This window comes from Lapidilactobacillus wuchangensis (assembly GCF_003946645.1).
Taxonomy (GTDB): domain Bacteria; phylum Bacillota; class Bacilli; order Lactobacillales; family Lactobacillaceae; genus Lapidilactobacillus; species Lapidilactobacillus wuchangensis.
In genome coordinates this window covers 90,241-107,181 of sequence record NZ_RHOU01000004.1, presented here as the reverse complement: position 1 = coordinate 107,181, position 16,941 = coordinate 90,241, and the positions used below count along the sequence as shown (strand labels likewise).

15 protein-coding genes are annotated in these 16,941 nt (G+C 43.2%); 7 read left to right on the top strand and 8 right to left on the bottom strand.

Translation table 11 applies throughout. The annotated features are described in order from the left end of the window. Window positions 1–3: 3 nt before the first annotated feature. Window positions 4–690 (bottom strand): type 1 glutamine amidotransferase domain-containing protein, encoded by a 687-nt coding sequence (locus tag EKM82_RS04955; RefSeq protein ID WP_125767205.1) that lies wholly within the window; start codon window positions 688–690, stop codon window positions 4–6. Window positions 691–881: 191 nt separating this feature from the next. On the opposite strand from EKM82_RS04955, the gene EKM82_RS04950 reads away from it, so the two are divergent. Beyond that, a complete protein-coding gene (locus EKM82_RS04950) occupies window positions 882–1,529 on the top strand; it encodes a DNA-3-methyladenine glycosylase family protein (protein ID WP_125767204.1) in 648 nt (215 codons plus the stop codon). Between the two features lie 774 nt (window positions 1,530–2,303). On the opposite strand, the gene EKM82_RS04945 is transcribed toward EKM82_RS04950, so the two are convergent. From EKM82_RS04945 to EKM82_RS04930, 4 genes are all read right to left on the bottom strand, one after another. Beyond that, window positions 2,304–3,164, bottom strand: a complete 861-nt coding sequence (locus tag EKM82_RS04945; protein ID WP_125767203.1) for an aldo/keto reductase — start codon at window positions 3,162–3,164, stop codon at window positions 2,304–2,306. A gap of 112 nt (window positions 3,165–3,276) precedes the next feature. Beyond that, window positions 3,277–4,710 (bottom strand): hypothetical protein, encoded by a 1,434-nt coding sequence (locus EKM82_RS04940; protein ID WP_125767202.1) that lies wholly within the window; start codon window positions 4,708–4,710, stop codon window positions 3,277–3,279. Between the two features lie 100 nt (window positions 4,711–4,810). Continuing rightward, on the bottom strand, window positions 4,811–5,401 hold the full coding sequence (locus EKM82_RS04935) for a TetR/AcrR family transcriptional regulator (RefSeq protein WP_125767201.1): 591 nt from the start codon (window positions 5,399–5,401) through the stop codon (window positions 4,811–4,813). Next, entirely contained in the window at window positions 5,398–6,894 is a 1,497-nt protein-coding gene (locus EKM82_RS04930; RefSeq protein WP_125767200.1) for an MFS transporter, read from the bottom strand. The genes EKM82_RS04935 and EKM82_RS04930 overlap by 4 nt, the downstream gene beginning before the upstream one ends. Before the next feature lie 1,351 nt (window positions 6,895–8,245). Here EKM82_RS04930 and EKM82_RS04925 point away from each other — a divergent pair. Next, window positions 8,246–8,941 carry a M57 family metalloprotease gene (locus EKM82_RS04925; RefSeq protein ID WP_125767199.1) on the top strand — a complete coding sequence of 232 codons (696 nt, stop codon included), beginning with the start codon at window positions 8,246–8,248 and terminating at the stop codon, window positions 8,939–8,941. A gap of 125 nt (window positions 8,942–9,066) precedes the next feature. Here EKM82_RS04925 and EKM82_RS04920 read toward each other — a convergent pair whose 3' ends face one another. Together EKM82_RS04920 and EKM82_RS04915 are read right to left on the bottom strand one after the other, a co-directional pair. Further along, entirely contained in the window at window positions 9,067–9,699 is a 633-nt protein-coding gene (locus EKM82_RS04920; protein WP_125767198.1) for a DUF421 domain-containing protein, read from the bottom strand. Further along, complete coding sequence (locus tag EKM82_RS04915) at window positions 9,699–10,151, bottom strand: DUF3290 family protein (protein WP_125767197.1); 453 nt, start codon at window positions 10,149–10,151, stop codon at window positions 9,699–9,701. The genes EKM82_RS04920 and EKM82_RS04915 overlap by 1 nt, the downstream gene beginning before the upstream one ends. Before the next feature lie 213 nt (window positions 10,152–10,364). On the opposite strand from EKM82_RS04915, the gene EKM82_RS04910 reads away from it, so the two are divergent. From EKM82_RS04910 to EKM82_RS04890, 5 genes are all read left to right on the top strand, one after another. Next, a complete protein-coding gene (locus EKM82_RS04910; RefSeq protein ID WP_225419663.1) occupies window positions 10,365–10,949 on the top strand; it encodes a TetR/AcrR family transcriptional regulator in 585 nt (194 codons plus the stop codon). Continuing rightward, window positions 10,942–12,177 (top strand): MFS transporter, encoded by a 1,236-nt coding sequence (locus EKM82_RS04905; RefSeq protein WP_125767196.1) that lies wholly within the window; start codon window positions 10,942–10,944, stop codon window positions 12,175–12,177. Before EKM82_RS04910 ends, EKM82_RS04905 begins: the two co-directional genes overlap by 8 nt. Before the next feature lie 154 nt (window positions 12,178–12,331). Next, on the top strand, window positions 12,332–13,330 hold the full coding sequence (locus EKM82_RS04900) for a cation diffusion facilitator family transporter (protein WP_125767195.1): 999 nt from the start codon (window positions 12,332–12,334) through the stop codon (window positions 13,328–13,330). An 818-nt stretch (window positions 13,331–14,148) separates the two neighbouring features. After that, window positions 14,149–15,525, top strand: coding sequence for a hypothetical protein (locus EKM82_RS04895; protein WP_125767194.1), 1,377 nt, complete (start codon window positions 14,149–14,151; stop codon window positions 15,523–15,525). A gap of 24 nt (window positions 15,526–15,549) precedes the next feature. Then, entirely contained in the window at window positions 15,550–16,107 is a 558-nt protein-coding gene (locus EKM82_RS04890; RefSeq protein WP_125767193.1) for a TetR/AcrR family transcriptional regulator, read from the top strand. Here the strand turns inward: EKM82_RS04890 and EKM82_RS04885 are convergent. Continuing rightward, window positions 16,104–16,934 carry an N-acyl homoserine lactonase family protein gene (locus EKM82_RS04885; RefSeq protein ID WP_125767192.1) on the bottom strand — a complete coding sequence of 277 codons (831 nt, stop codon included), beginning with the start codon at window positions 16,932–16,934 and terminating at the stop codon, window positions 16,104–16,106. The genes EKM82_RS04890 and EKM82_RS04885 overlap by 4 nt on opposite strands. Window positions 16,935–16,941: the final 7 nt, after the last annotated feature.

Below are 16,941 nucleotides of genomic sequence, written 5' to 3'. Positions count from 1 at the left end.
CAATTATTGCTCCTTTTGAATATTTTCTAAAAATAGGTTCGCGACTGCTTTCACTGAAAATGGATTCTGCCCCGTAATGAAATGACCATCTTGAGTAGCAAACTCACTGTAAGCACGCTTTTTTATAAAATGAGCGCCATGATCAGTGGCGACTTGCTGATTCAAGAACGGCACCACCCGTTTTTTGCCGGCGAGAATTTCTTCCGTCTTAGTAAAACCAGTGATTGTCCGGCCGTTGATCAAATATTGGCCGGCGGCGTCACGGACATTCAACAAGCCAGCAATGCCATGACAAACCGACAAAACCCAACCGTTATTCTGGTAAATAGCCAAAGTCAGCCGCTGCAAATTCGCATCATCCGGGAAATCCCACATGACGCCATGGCCGCCAGTAAAATAAATGGCTTGATAGTCGCTAGGATCAACCGTCGCCGCGGCCAATGAATGCGTCAAGGCGCGCTCTTTAAAATCAGCAGATTCATAAACGCTCATCATCTCGGCGTCTGTATACTTCATACTCCGCGGATCCAATGGCACGAAGCCACCTTTAGGACTAGCAAAATCATAGGCAATCCCTGCTTTTTGTAAGGCAGTGATGAATTCGGCCGCCTCGCCTAACCACAAACCAGTCGGCTCATCAGTTCCCTGGTAACGCGTCACATTTGTTAGCACAATCAATACTTTTTTCATGTCAATCCCCCGCAAATCATTTTGTGATGGTTCATTAGTTTAAACCAACGAAACGTTGCTCATAGCATAAACCTTTTGGCTGCTTTTAACCACATTGAGAAAGAAATTCGAGACCAATACTTTTTGTAAGCTAAAGAATTGCAATTAAACACCAATTCTGCAACCATTAAAAACAGAACCGAGGTTAAAATATGGCTACAATCCAACATCTATCTGCCACCACGCCAGCTGTTCAGTACTTAGTCCAAAAAGACAAACACCTGGCCAAAGTAATGAAAATGGTCGGGCCGCTTGATTATCAGGTCGAAACTGACGGCTATGCCTTCCTAACTAGCCAAATCGTCGGCCAAATGTTATCCAACAAAGTCGCCGCCGTCCTCACCGCCCGACTAGAAGATTTGTGCGGCGGCCAAATCACGCCCCAAGCCATTGCCAAACTGTCAGCTGCAGAAATTCGACAAATCGGCATCTCCCATGCAAAAATTGGCTACATTCATAATTTAACGGCAGCCGTCACTAGTGGCGCATTAAAATTACCAGAATTGGCCACAAAATCTGACCAAGAAGTCATTAAGGAGCTCACTAAAATTAAAGGAATTGGCAATTGGTCCGCAAAAATGTATCTCATTTTTTCCTTGGACCGGCCAAATGTGCTGCCATTTGAAGATTTGGCTTTTTTACAAGGCTATGGCTGGACTTATCATACCGACGATTACCACGCCAAGGCGGTTCAGAAAAAATGTGCCAAATGGCGCCCATACTCATCAGTTGCTGCCCGGTACATGTATCGGGCGCTAGATCTTGGCCTCACGACAGAGCCATTCCATCTGTTTAAGTAACAAAGATTAATTTTGCTGAATTGTACAACATTTTTTCCATTCAGGAAGGCGATTGCTGGCCGATTTAAAACTTAACTGGCTTTTGACGGAATAGTGAACAACTCCGTTGCGGTCGGCGGGTTGTGGAACGCTGCCGACATTGATTTGAGCTTTAGAGCCGTAGTTTTGATGTTAGTCGCTCCTCAGTCGAAAGCGGCAGGGGCCCAGCGATTTTATGGGCGTGGAACATGGTGGGCGTTGATTTGAGCTTATTGCTCCGCAACAATCTCAAATACAAGCCTTATTCTAACCGCTAAAGACGGTAAGAATAATTTCACCATTGACGCCAATCGCTGGGCCCCTGCCTGGATTAAACTTGCAGAATAAAGCACCACTATTTTGCCAAACCAGATTGTGGTGAAACAAAAATGGTGTGACAATCTCTACTTGATAATAGAGTTGCTCACACCATTCTTTTGTGCTATTTAACTAATTATTACTGATTGAATTGAGTTAATGAATCCCGCTAACACTGCCTTAAACACTAGCAAATGTAAAGTGCACTAACTCAACTCCAGACGGAATGGAGGGATCTTGGCGTCAGCCGCCAAATTATCGTTAGTGCTTTAGCACTTACGATAAGGCTTGCATTTGAGATTGTTGCGAAGCAATAAGCTCAAATCAACGCCGGCAGCGTTCCACGCCAAGCAGCACGGAATGCAGTCAGACACCATTCTGTTTCAGCATCATTATCAGGTTTTAAGGTGTTTGCGCAATTGTTTTATATCAGCCCATTTATGAATGATAGGTCTCAGGATCATAACTAGTTGTGCCCCGATTCAGCTGATCAAGTTGCAACATTTCGGCAGCAGTCAACTCAAAATCAAAAATTTCAGTATTACTAGCTGCATGCGCTGGATTGCTAGATTTTGGCAACGGAATAATCTGCTTCTGTAATAGCCACCGCAAAATAATCTGTGCCGGTTGTTTCTGATAAAGTGCTGCCAACTGACGAATCACTGGCGCTTGCATAACAGAACTTTCAGGACCGCCAAACGGTCGCCAAGCTTCCACAACAATCTCGTGCTGTTGGCAATACTCGGCAATGGCGACTTGAGCAAAATCAGGATGATATTCAATTTGATTGACTTGGGGCAGCACCGTGGCTGTTGTTTGTAAGGCTTGTAATTGTGCCACCGAAAAATTCGACACCCCAATGGCCCGCACTTGACCAGCATGATATAAATCTTCTAATGCCCGCCAAGTCTCAGCATTTAAGGCTTGCCAGTTTTGATGCCAGCGTGCATTTGCCGGCCAATGGATCAGATACAAATCTAAATAGTCCAGCTGTAATTTTGCCAAAGTTTCTGCAAATGATTGCTTGGTAGCCTGATAACTGCGCTGTTGATACCAGACTTTACCACTCATAAATAATTCCCCACGAGTTACTTGACCACTGTTTAAGGCCGCCTGCAATCCTCGCCCCACGCTACTTTCATTGTGATAGGCCGCAGCAGTGTCAAACAAGCGATAGCCAGCCTTGACTGCCGTAGCAACTGCCTGCTCAGTGACTGGACCCGCTGGTAAAATTGTGCCAAATCCTAACACCGGAATTTGAACCCCGTTTGCTAATCGATAAGTCGCTGATTGTGCCATTAAAAATCCCCCTAATCTGCAACGCCAACTGACAACATCATTAATGTGTTGTCAGTTTAACATAGGCGAAGATTAAGGGGGAAAATTATGCTGGTTTAACTAGTCAGGTTCGTTATTTTGCTAGCAACGAAGCGCTGTGGCAGAGATAAGTATCGGCCGCATCTTCAATCGCGGTGAACAGCATGTCGGCATTTTTAACGGCGCCTTCATCATCTAAAGTGAACAGATATAACTGTAAAAAGCGCAGAATTGTTGGCTTAGCCGCCAATTGTGTATCAGCTTCAAAAAGCGTTTCTAAACAATCCAATAAACTTTGATAAGTCCACTGACTTAGCCGCCGATTGTACTGCTTGACCATCGTTTGATGGATTTTCAAGACGAAGGACATAAACAAATTTAATTCAGGCAGCTCGTCACCAGTGACATCACCAGTGAAAATTGCTAAAAATTTACGGGCCCGATTTAGTTCAAGATCTAATTGATGCTGATCCAATTTCGTGCTTAATTTTAACTGAACTCGGAATATGCCGTCGATGGTTGCTGTTGACTTTTTGATTGGATAAGGGTTTTGCAGCAGTGCTTGCCGCCCAGCCGCGATATTTAACCGCTGACCAACGCCGGAGAAGATTTTAGCAGCCATTGCTTGAGATTGAGCGGGATCATGATAAACTTCTTCCAGTAAATAATGATTACCCAACAGTCGAATTTGTTCAGCAGTAGCGCGACTCAATAATTGCTTCGCCACGCAAAAATCTAAGTAATTCTGGTAACTTTGCATCACAGTAAGTAGGCCAGCAGCCGTTAACTGTGCTGGCAAGCGCCAAAACGACACAAAAGTACTGACGGCTGTCATTGCTCGGTCTGACGTTGGCGCCCAAGCTAGTATTTTCAAATAGCCTGGTTCGTCACCAATAAATAACAGTAGTGTCGCCGCCAACAAAGCCGGATCCTGTTGCTGCTCAGTCTGTTCAATAAATTCAGCAAAGTCAACCGTTCCTTGGGCATCTTGGCTATAAAACGAGGTCAGACCAGCTGGCAGCAATACTAACTGTTCCGTAAAGAAATGATTGCTTAACCCCATGGCCAACCGACTGTCACTGTCCTCATCGGCTGCCGCAATGTCATCCGTCAGTTCAGGCCGTCGTTGTCGCACTGCATCAATAAAGTTGGCGCCCATTAACGAACTATTGGCAATTAATTCGTTGGCAGCAATTAATTGGCAAAAATAAAAAATTGCGCCAACAAAATCAGTTAATTCTTCAGTAGTCGTCCCAATAGCTGGCAAGGCTACCAAAACCAAATCGGCCAATGAAGCCACCGTTATTTGTTGCAAACTACGATTGAAGAAGAGCCGTTCGAACAGAATGACTTCACCTAAATAACTCATGGCCACTTCAGCGTCGTCTAAATCACGGTTTAATAGGCGACTGATTTGATTCATGTCACGCTGCAGCCCCACTTGGTCAATATTTTCAGGGAAAGGCTGGCGAACAGTTGGTAAGTTACGTACCGCTAAAGCAATCTTGGCGAAATCTTCTTGATCCATAAGCGTCACTCCTGAATTTTAATGAATTCGGTATTACTCTCCATTATCACAGTTTCCCGACGCAATCGCAAAAAAATTTTAGACAGCGTGCCAGTAGCAATTACGCCAACAGATATGGTTGCAAAATAACCGGCAAAATCAGCTGACAAAACGTCACAATTGCCGACTGGGGCTCAACCTGATCACTCATCCCCCAGCCAAAAACCAAGCCGTATAAATAAGTCACCAAGAAATCAGCCAGTTGCTCAACTGGCGTCGTTTCTGCCAATTGTTTTTTTGCAATTAATTGCTTTAACAAGGTCCTTAGCTTAGCAGCATCAAAATCCCATTTATTGGGCGCCGGACTAGGAATCACCACAAAGCGAATCCAATCGCGAGCCCGAGTTACCCCGGCCGTGGTAATAATTGTCATAAATTCGATCAGATAATGACTTAAAGTTTGAGTTGCCGTTTGGTCGGCGGGAATGTCCGTGATCAACGCATCCAACTGACTGAAATGAGCCTGACTAATTTCCGCAAAAATGGCTTCTTTTTTCGAAAAATAGTTGTAAAAAGTGCCCTTGGCGATTCCACAGGCTTGCGTAATATCAGCCACCGAAATATTTTCAAAACCACGCTGATTAATTAACTCATCAGTGACCTGAATCAATTTCTGTCGTGTCGCTTGAACTTTCTCTGAGCGCGTCGTCATTTGCTCGCCTCAAGTTGTTTAGCGGTATGGCGGTGTTGTTGCCATAAATGCCGGAAAACAAAAATTAAAATGACGGTTACGACTAAAACTAGTGCCAAAGCCGTCAACATAATTTGATGAATCCCTTGAAAAAGAATCCGTCGCATTTGTGGTAATAATTGCGTTGGCAAACTACCAGAAGTTTTCGAATTACTGAGTTTATTCAACATGCTCATGGTGATTTGCTGATGACTTGCTGCCACGCCAGCCCGCAGCGCCCGATTCAAAATCACGCCGTAAATCGACGACATAAATGTCTGACTCAAAATACGAATCAAATAGGCAAAAGACGTGGCAATGGGCACATCTTGTATTTCAGCATCATTTTGGACGGCGACTTGTAAAACATTAAAACATAAACCTAGGCCCAAGCCTTCGAAAACGCCCATCACTAATAGGAAACCATAACTAGTCTGCTGAGTGGCTAGCGCCATGCCAATAAATGTGACTAAAAATGCCAGGGTTCCCCAAGCCACAATGCCATAACGGCCTAAACGCCGCTGAAATAAGGGGCCGATTTCCGAACCGACAAAGTTCGTAATTGAACCAGGAATCTGGGTCATTCCACCAATCAGAGCACTCAGCCCCATAATACCTTGAGCCCACATGGGAATATAAATGTTGAAAGCTACAAAAGCGCCCCAAAGAATGGCAAATAAAGTAAAGTCCAACATTAATTTACCGTTTTTAAACAGGCGATTTGGGACAATTGGATCAGTGACTCGATTTTCAACGCGATTCATTCGCCATAATAATGCTAAGCCCAGAACGAATAATAAAATAGTCACCCAAATCGAAGTCGTTCCTAATAGCTGAATCCCCACCAAAATCGAACTCAAACCTAAAACCATTAAAGCAGCGCCTTGATAATCGACGGGATGACGATTCAATTCAACTGGTAACTGGAAGAAAATAGCGACTAATAAAATTGAGACTAAGGCAATGGGAATATTGAGGAAAAAGACCCAATGCCAGCTAAAAGTATCGACCAGCCAACCACCTAGTAGCGGCCCAATAATCGAACCGGTGCTGAAACTAGCGGTGGCAATGCCAATGACTTGGGCCCGCCGTTTCATATTTTTGAAAAGTTGGGCATAAATAATAAAGGGAATGGTGTTCATCCCACCAGCGCCGATACCCATGAACCCCCGGGCCGCGACGAACCAAACAATATTAGGGGCGATCCCTTGTAACAACGCACCAATAGCAAACATAGCTGTCGCCACAATATAAGCTAATTTATTTCCCTTACGTTCGCCAAACTTACTCCACAAAGGCGTGGAAACTGCCATCCCCAATAGAAAGATTGCCACAATCCAGCCCATATACTGAATCCCATGCAGATCACTAATAATCGCTGGCAAAGCGGTATTAACAATGGTCCCATCCAGACCAGCCATGGTATTCGATAAGATCAAGGCAAAAGTTACTAATAATTTCCGATTTCGATTCATTGACTTCACTTTTCTTCTTTCATTGATAAATTTGCTCTAGAAAAATGATGTCACCGCCATTTAACGAGTATTTTTAGCTTTATTTTTTCATGACCAGTAGTCATTTACATAGTGCTTTTCATTTTAGTTCTTAACGGATTGGCTGTCAATGACCGCCAGTCACTTTTTTGATTGTCTTTTTCAAAAGTGGCGTATTATAAAAAAATCGAAAGTGTTAAACCTGAATTGAGTTTGACTCCATCACGGGCTTGCTGGTTGTGGAACGCTGTCGGCATTGATTAAACCAATTAAAAACCAAAGTTCAAAACCATTAAAACCTGATCAAGGTGGTAAAAAAGAGCCGGTTTTGACTACATTGCGGGCTGCTTGGTGTGGAACGCGGCCGGCATTGATTTGAGCTTATTGCTGCGCGACAATCTCAAATACAAGCCTTGTTCTAAGTGGCACAGCCACTAAGAACAATTTGGCGGCTGACGCCAAGATCCCTCCATTCCGTCTGGAGTTGAGGTGGCACACTTCACAGTTATTAGCGCTTAAGACAATGCTAGTGGAATTCATTAACTCAATTCAACCAGTAATAATAGTTGAACAGCAAAAACAGGTGTGGCTCCTCTATTCAATCAATAGAGATTGTCACACCGTTTTTATGTCACCACAATCTGGTTCGGCTAAATAGTGGTGATCAGTTTTGTTAGTTTAATCCAGGCAGGGGCCCAGCGATTGGCGTCAATGGTGAAATTATTCATAGAGTGTGAGGAGCAGCGGTTTTTCGGCGTAGAGTAACTGCAAATAATTGATTGAGCTGGTGTAACCAGATCGAGCAATTATTTCAGTTAATCATAGCCGTTTGCTGCTCTGAACACGTTTGCCGCTTCAGCGGTTAGAATAAGACTCGTATCTGAGATTGTTGCGTCAGCAATAAGCTCAGATCGATGTCCACCATGTTCCACGCCCATAAAATCGCTGGGCCCCTGCCGCTCTCAACTAGAGAGCGGCCAAGAGAGTACCCCCCTCCACCAATTGAGAAAAACTTAATGCCAATTTTGTCCTCAACTAATAAGTTCAGATTAATGGCAAATTATCGTTGAACTGATTTTCTTAAATAGCGCAGTGTTTTCTGAAAGTATGATGAAATAATATTATAAATATCTTAAGATTCGTTCCCAAACCAGCAAAATCCAGTCTATCTTGTACGTTTTAAACGTTGATTTAATAACCTTAGCGACTGATTTTCGCACTATTCAACTGTTTTCTTTAGGAATAGCTAACTCATGAAATTAAAGAAATATAATTGGACAATTAGTCGTTTTCTGGATAAAATAAGAAACTAACTAATTGTAAGGAGTCCCTAATGATGAAAAGAAAATCATGGTTAACTTGGGTCATTGTTCTTGCTGCGATCTTTTTCGTCGTTAAAAAGGAACCGCAGCTTGTGCCCAACACTGTTGCCACAGTTAAACAAACAACTGTTAAATTACAGCCGTATTTCTATTTAGTCCGTGCCTCAATCAACAATCGTCTCAAAACACCCTTAACTAAAGAAACCGCTCAAGCAGCTAGCACTGATACCACGCCCACGGAATCACCGCTTAAAAATCTCACCACCAGCAACACCTACCAGTACTATTTCGAAAGTGATGTTCCCGCAAACGTTCGTCAAGTTTTCGAACAGGCGGTAACCGTCTACAATCAGACCGGCCTCGTGAAATTGGTGCCTGGTCAAGGCAAAACTAACAAAAACAAAGTAACCTTCTTTGTTTATGATAAAAAGCTGACCGATCCTGCCTCAGAAACAGTCGAACTTGGCAATGGTGGTCCCACCACACTGGCTTGGAACAGCTACGCCGTAAATAGTGGTCGTGCTGGCTTAAACTTAGCTTACCCTTACATTGCCATTAAAGAGTCCGTCGCCATTCACGAATTAGGCCACGCTTTAGGTTTAGCCCATAATCATGACCAAAGTTCTGTGATGTATCCCCTGGACCAAGGCTTGACCACCTTATCAACTGCTGACATCAATGGCCTACGTGCTATTTATGCGAAATAACTAACCGCTCAAAATGACATTGATTAAAAAATTAACGGGTGAATATCAGCATAAAAATAGCGCACAATTCTTAACGAATTGTGCGCTATTTTTTTGTTCAGCAATCTCTGCAACCCAATTTTCGATTAGCGTGTGTACGGAAAAATCAATAATTTCTGATCAACATAGGTGGCCAAATAAACATCCTTAACGGCGCAATGATAGCTAGCCAACTGCTGGTCCAGCCAAGCACGATCGCGGTGAATGTCATCAAGAATATCCACATTCAGTTGACCGTCGACAATTAACGGATATTTGATTGAGTCATCGCCTTTTTTAGTCACGGTTAATTGACCATTTTGTTCTAACACCGCCCGTTTAACGAAACGAATATCAGTCACGCCCTCGGTTCGCAAGCGCAAGGCCAGGTCATTGGCGCTCATGCCATTTTTCAAAGCAGTGGCAACTTTAAGTTGGCCGTTTTCAATTAACAATTGCGGGCGGCCGTCGATCAGCCATTTGACGTAACGATTATGTTTCGTCAAGAATCGCAATGTCGCCACCAGAATCATCCAAATCAATAACACTAAAATGTACTGCAAAACCGTCACGCTCGTACTGTATATCATGCCACCGACAATTGCCCCTAGCACATAGTTCTGAACCTGATCTAAAGCACTGATGGGTGCCAAATTACTTTTACCAGATAAATTGATTTGTAAAATAATCGTCAGTAAACCTAGCGCTAACTTAATGGTCACATCACTATAGGTAAACATTATTTGTTCCCCCCAACATAATTGATCTCCTGATTGATCAGCTTGGCGTCACTCAACGTGAAACTACTACCGTCAGCATTAATCGTGACAGTATAAAGGTCGCCCTTGACCAAAACTAACATCCCACTATTGGCATTAGCGGTATTCGACCAAATTTTAGACACGGTGGTTTGTTTGTCTTTAGCGACACGCTGCATAATTTGTGTGGCTTGGGATTTCTGGGCCGAACTGGATTTCAGATCACGCCATTCATTCACTTGCAGACCAATCAAAAAAGCTAGCAGCAAGGTCATAATCGTTAATAAATCGCGATATTTTAAATCTGAGCGATGTCGATACCACATCACTCCGGCCAAACTCACCGCGACCACGACGATCGCAATAATAATCCATTGGACCGTTTTATAATTATTATTCTGCTGAACCAAATACTGATACGAGTAAAAATTCATGAACTTAAGCTCCCCACTGAATAAATCTTAATGATTAACCGTTTAAATTGTGCCATTAGTCAAATAATAATCGTTACTTTTATCATAGCATGACTATTTATTGAATCATTAAGATTAGCAAAAATAAATCGGCGAAGTTTAATTTACAAGTTGTAATTTGTATTTACACGGAGTAGTATGGATGGTGAAACTTTTTTGAAAAGAGGACTAATTTTGCAGAAAAGAAATTTAAATCAAGCTCGTGTTTTACAAGCGGCGCGGCAAATCGTCAATGAAGACGGTGCTGATACCTTAAGCTTCAGTAAAATCGCCGCAACTCTGGGCGTCCGTTCTCAAGCACTATACGCTTATTTTCCCAATGTCCAACAACTGAAATTTGCCTTAATTATCGATTACTTAGATGGCTTAACCGAAACTTTAAAGGCAGCGCTAGTCGGCGTTAGCGGCAAAGAAGCGCTCTTCATTTTCGGAGACCAATTACATACCTTGTTACTTGCCCAACCCAATTTAACCAAGTTGGCCTTTGGCGGCATTAGTTATGATCGAGAAGCCGAGGCTGGTGATCATCTCCATCAATTGATTCTGGTTTTAGATCGATTAATTGCGCCTTACTGTACCTCAGAAGCTGAAGTCATTGCCCAAGCTCGGTATTTTAGAGCGATTATTTTCGGTTACGTGCAAAATCAGTTGTGGGGGCTTTTCCAATTAGCAACTGTTCCTGTTGCCGATTCATTTGAAAATTCTTTGTGTCAAGCAATTACCAGTATTACTGAGAAAGGAAGTATTAAACATGGATGATCAGCAACGTGAACAACAACCTTGGCGGCGGAATTTATCGGTGCTGTGGGTCTGCACTTTTATTGCCGGTATTTCTTTTAGTGAAATCATGCCTTTCATGTCACTTTATGTCGGCCAACTAGGCAATTTTACAAAGTCGCAATTATCTTTTTATAGTGGCTTGGTTTTCGCCGCAACTTTCTTTGTCAGTGCGATTGTTTCGCCAATGTGGGGCGCCCTCGCTGATCGTAAAGGTCGTAAAGTCATGTTGATCCGCGCTTCCTTGGGCATGGCCGTAGCAATGTTTCTGATGGGCTTGGCCACTAACGTTTGGGAATTAATTGGCCTGCGTGCGTTACAAGGCGTTTTCTCCGGCTTTATTTCTAACGCTCAAGCTTTAATTGCCTCGCAAACGCCACGAAAAAATTCTGGTAAAGCACTGGGCACTTTAGTCACTGGCTCCACGTCCGGCATGTTGATGGGTCCAATTATTGGTGGGATTTTGGCCCAAGTCTTCACGATTCGCAATACCTTCTTTATTACTGCCGGTTTATTACTATTGGCTGGCATTCTCTCCGCTACTTTAGTCACCGAACATTTTGTCCCCATCAAACGGCCCAAGAATCCTAATAAAAAAGGCGTCCTGGCTGGCTTGTTAAGTCAGTTCGACAATCCGCGCTTAATCATTGTCTTGTTGCTGTCAACAATGTTCGTCCAGTTAGGTAATGCCTCAATTTCACCGATTATTAGTTTGTACGTCAAAGAATTAATGCACGGTCACGGTAGCGTGCCTTTAGTCGCCGGGATCATTGCCGCTCTACCAGGTATTTCCAACATTATTGCTGCACCACGTCTTGGTGATTACGGTGATAAACACGGTTCAGGAAAAGTGTTGATTGCTGGCTATTTATTTGCGGTCCTGGTCTATATTCCCCAAGGCTTGATTCCTAGCGTCGTTGTTTTAGGGATCCTGCGTTTTCTAGTTGGGGTCTCTGACGGTGCTTTATTCCCCACGATTCAAACTTTATTAACGAAGAATTCACCAGTGAGTGCTACTAGTGCGATTTTCTCCTGGAATCAGTCATTTCAGGCCTTAGGAAATATGTTCGGCGCGCTCCTCGGCGGGACTTTAGCCGGGATCTTTGATTACAACGTCGTCTTTATTTCCACGGCTGGACTTTTATTAGTTAACTTAGCGATGCTCTGGTTCACTGAACCTTCACTGCGCCACAGCGGCACTAAAGAATAAATAAGTTTAAATAATTATATTACGGCTTGCAAAACAGTTTAAAAGCGCCTAAAATGCCAACTTAATCTCTAAAAAAAACGACTATTCAAATTACTTGTATCGTTGAGACAATCGCCTTATGCTAGAGGCGTTTAGGAAAAGGTGGCTTAAAAAAATGAACGATATTGATCGTCATTTTGCAGAAGAAAAAACGGATTGGCAACAGGCAGAAGCGGCTGAACTCAAAAAATTAACCAGTGCGGCTCACCACCTCTACATTAATGTTGCGGCTTACTTGAGCATCGCGGTGGCTGAATACTGGCTGGCCATTGTTGGTCATTCCCAAACTTTACGGGCTGATGCCTTAAACAATCTGTCCGGCATTATTTCGACGATTTTATTATTGATTGGGATCCATATTGCCCGCGATGTTGACGATGACGATATTGCTGGCAAGAAATTGCCGACGCCGGTGAGCAATTCCGATGGCGCTGACCAACGAATTACTTTCACGCGTTTCCGTTATCAGACGATTTTTACATTAGTCACCGGGATCATCATGATTGGGATTGCTGGTAACGTTATTTTTACCGGGATTCAAGCTTTGACCCACGCTGGTGAAAAAACGATTCCTAAGCCAATTACAATTTACGGGGCCGCAATTGCCAGCGTGATTATGTTAATCGTTTGGTATTTAAACCGGCGCGCTGGTCGCAAGCTGCAAAACGCCGCCGTGATTGCTTCGGCTCAAGATAGTTTAAGCGATGCCTTTACTAGTATTGGTACTTTGCTCTCAATTATCGGTGCCATTCTTTGGCAAGTCACCTGGCTTGATGGTGTCACCAGTATTTTAGTCGGCTTCTTCATTCTTTATTCGGGGATTCATATTTTCTCCAATAGCAGTTTGCAATTGGCGGATTATTTCGATCCGGTTGCTGAACAGCAATTTCACGATTACATTGAACAAATTGATGGCGTCCATGACGTCCGTGAATTAAAAGCTCACTATGATGGCAATGTCATCACTTTGGATGTCACGATTACGGTTGATGCGCAAATGACAGTCCTGGAGAGTTATCATTTAGCCGAAAATATCGAGCGGCAATTACAGATCAAGTATGGCATTATCGATACCGACGTGGTAACCGTGCCCGAACCCTCGACGATTAAATGATCGTGCCCAGTCCTCCCTAATTGGGTTAGGTGGTTGCTAGGCGATTTAATCTGAATTGGTCTTAGACAGAACAGCTGACAACTCCGTTGCGGCCGGCGGGTTGTGGAACGTGGCCGACGCTGATTTGAGCCTTTCTATCGAAAGTCTCAAATACAGGTCTTCTTCTAACCGCTAAAGCGGTAAGAAGAATTTGGCGGCTGACACCCCGGCGGCCTCCACTGCGTTTTGAGTTAGGCTAGTCCACTTTAGGTTTGATTGATATCAAGACAATATCAGTGAGGCTAGATGTCAATCGACCAGCAACCACCTGTGCAAACTAACGGAACTGCGCACTACTGTTTAGAAAAACAAATTCAAATAATAATAAGTCTGTTTAACTATTTTTTCTGGATAAGCCTCCAGAAACTGTTAGACAGACTTTTTTTGCAATACTGTTCAGTTATGCCAGCAATCAAAATAGAGTTGCTTAGTCCCACTATAATTGCCTTAAAAACTAGCAATGATGACATACACCACCTCAACTCCAGACGGAATGGCGGGATCTTGGCGTCAGCCGCCAAATTGTTCTTAGTGGTTGTGCCACTTAGAACAAGGCTTGTATTTGAGATTGTTGCGCAGCAATAAGCTCAAATCAACGCCGGCAGCGTTCCACGACAAGCAGCCCGGAATGGAGTCAGAACACGTTCTGTTTCACCATCTCGCTCAGATCTTACGATTTTACTGATTTTTACGAGTTATCATGACTTTTAATGCAAATTCACAGCTATTCAGCTTATAATCAAAGTAAGTATCTTAATGATTGAATGGGGAATCTTACTTTGATTAATTGGAAACAACTCAAGCAACAAGCCGCACCGTTTTCGGCGTTGCTCCTTAGCATTACCAGCTTCACTGTCAATATCTTGCCTTACCTGTTACTACCACAATTGATTTTACGACAACACGTGGTTATTCTTAACGCCCTGCCTTTCGTCTTATTCTACACATTCAGACGAACCGTTCTCTTTCTTTTTCGCGGCTACCAACCGCGAGCTGAACGCCTACTGACGATTGGCGTCGTTGCTGGTATTTTAGGCAGCTTTTTAGGCTTATTTGGTAGTTGGCTGCCAATTTTTTGGGACTTAGCTGGTGTTGGTATTGGGATTGCATCCGCCCTATTACCGCCAGCAATTCGTGTTTTCGGCCATCGTCAGAAACAACAACATCTGCCAAAAATAAAACACAGCGCTCTTTATCAGTACGGCGCACTGCTATTATTAATTTTGTTAATCCAATTAGCCGGCGGTGATCATATTGTTTGGTCTTTTGCGGGAATGCTGCTGTATTTATTATTAGGTGGCGTTGGCTTTTGGGCTAGTCCTTTACGCCAACCTTGGACGCCTTTCCGTCTGCATAATGCCAAACGAATTACGATTAATTTAATTTTAACGGCAGCGATTTTTATTGGCTTAATTAATTTGCGAATGACGCGTAATGAAGGCACTTTAACCACGTTATTGCACGGCCTGATTTTCTTAGCGATTATTCTGCCAATTGGTTTATTATTATTCTCATGGCATTTAAGTCGTGGCAATGATCGCATCACTTGGACCATTCGCGCTCGTGGTATTTTGCGAGGAATGTGTATTGACTTTGTCGCCGTTTATGGCACGATTTACTGCTTCGTCATTTTAGGCAGTGCTTTTTATGTTTGGGTAATTTTAATGTACGTGGTGGCCATGGCAATCGGTGCCCCACTATTAAGTTTTTTGGCTAAAAAAATACCTGCGATCAGCCGGCCAACCATGACTTTGCTACTAATGGCTTTGGGTTTAGTTCTGACTTTCTGGCAGCCAGTCTATTTGGTTGGCATTTTATGCCTGCGAATTGTCGTCGGCGAATTAAATCGCGAAGTCATTGGCGAGCTGGACACGCAAACACCATTAACACCAGACGAAGAATATTTAGTCGCACCACGATTATTATCATTAGGTGGTTTAACCTTGCAAATGATCCTGTGGCTAATTATGATCGGAATCGCCAATCAGCGTGGGATTAAATTGGCTGGCCTATTAGCCTCATATGCCCATAAAACTGTCGCTGGTAACTTTACCAATTTAATTAGCACCACTCATTTGTGGCTAGTCATCGTCATGTTTGTCGCCGGCGTGATCGTTTATTTGATCGACCAGCATCACCAAGTCGCTACCGACTAATATTTCTGAAGAAGGTGACCGCAGATGTCCAAACCAGATTTACGTGTCCAAAAAACTGAAAAAGCCTTGGCCAATGCTTTAATTGAATTACTGCAACAATTTTCCTTTACGGAAATCACGATCGATCAAATTTGCCAGCAAGCTATCGTTGGACGTAGCACTTTTTACAATCATTACGTGGATAAATACGAATTAATGGCAAAAATCAGCAACGATGAAGCCCAGCATTTTGATCAATTACTTCACCAGCGCTTGGTCGCACCGGTTGATGATGATTTGTTAATCTATTTATACCACGAGTTATATCATGATCGCCGCACTATCCTGACCCTTTTAAAAATCAAGACGCCTGGATTTAATTTAACGCAGCAGTTCCTGACTAGCTTGACACAATATAGCCAGCCACTAATTGCCCCCTTGTCCGCGCCAGTCCCATCAGAATTACTCCAGGAACTTTATGCAACTAATGCTTTAACTGCCATAACTTGGTCGTTAATCCACAATGATCCCACTGAAGTCGCAACCTTCATGAACACCACTGCCAAAACGCTACTTCAAAAATATCAGCCGACTAATTCTTAAGCAGGTAAATCAATCACTTGTTGTGGCACCTGGGGATCATGATTCACCAAAACCTTTAAACATGCTGGATCTTGAGCCATTGCTCCTAACCATCCTAGGGAAGTAATGGCTTTTTTACGACTGGTACAAATACCTGGCGTAATCATTTGTTCCCAGGAAGTTTGGGAGTAGCCAACATCCGCGGCCAATAAAACATAGCGTCCGTCGCGACCACGTACCAAGGTTGTCGACATTCCTGATGCGTGTCCTGGTGTAGCAATCTGTAATAAACTACCATCATCGAAAACATCCCAAGCTTCACCAAAGGGGCCCACGCCCTGATGCTGATATTGATAAGTCTGAATTTTCACCCCCTGCCATTCTTTGGGTAAATAAACCAGCGGTAATCGATTGGCAATTTGCCATTCTGATGCCGAAACCATAATTTTAGGTGCATTTTTTATTAATTGTAGGCCACTGGCATGATCACAGTGTAAATGACTCATAAGCACGTAATCCAAATCTTCAGGCCGATAACCTAAATTTGCTAAACGTTCGTCAACTGCCCAACCAGCAGGTAAATAACCAGTATTAATTTGTGTTTGCGTGCCTAATTCCTGCCAATTACTTTGACGAATTGTTTTATTCCAACCCGTGTCAATTAGCACTAAACCCCGAGGATGTTCAATTAAATAACTCGAAACTGGCAAAATAATTTTGTTCTTGGCACTTCTGAATAATCCCGTAAAAGCCAGAGGGTTGCGATACTGCCCATGAAACGGCAACGCTCGATCAACTTGTACCAAACCAGTATGTAAAACATGAATGCGAATGTGATTGACTACCATTATCCCT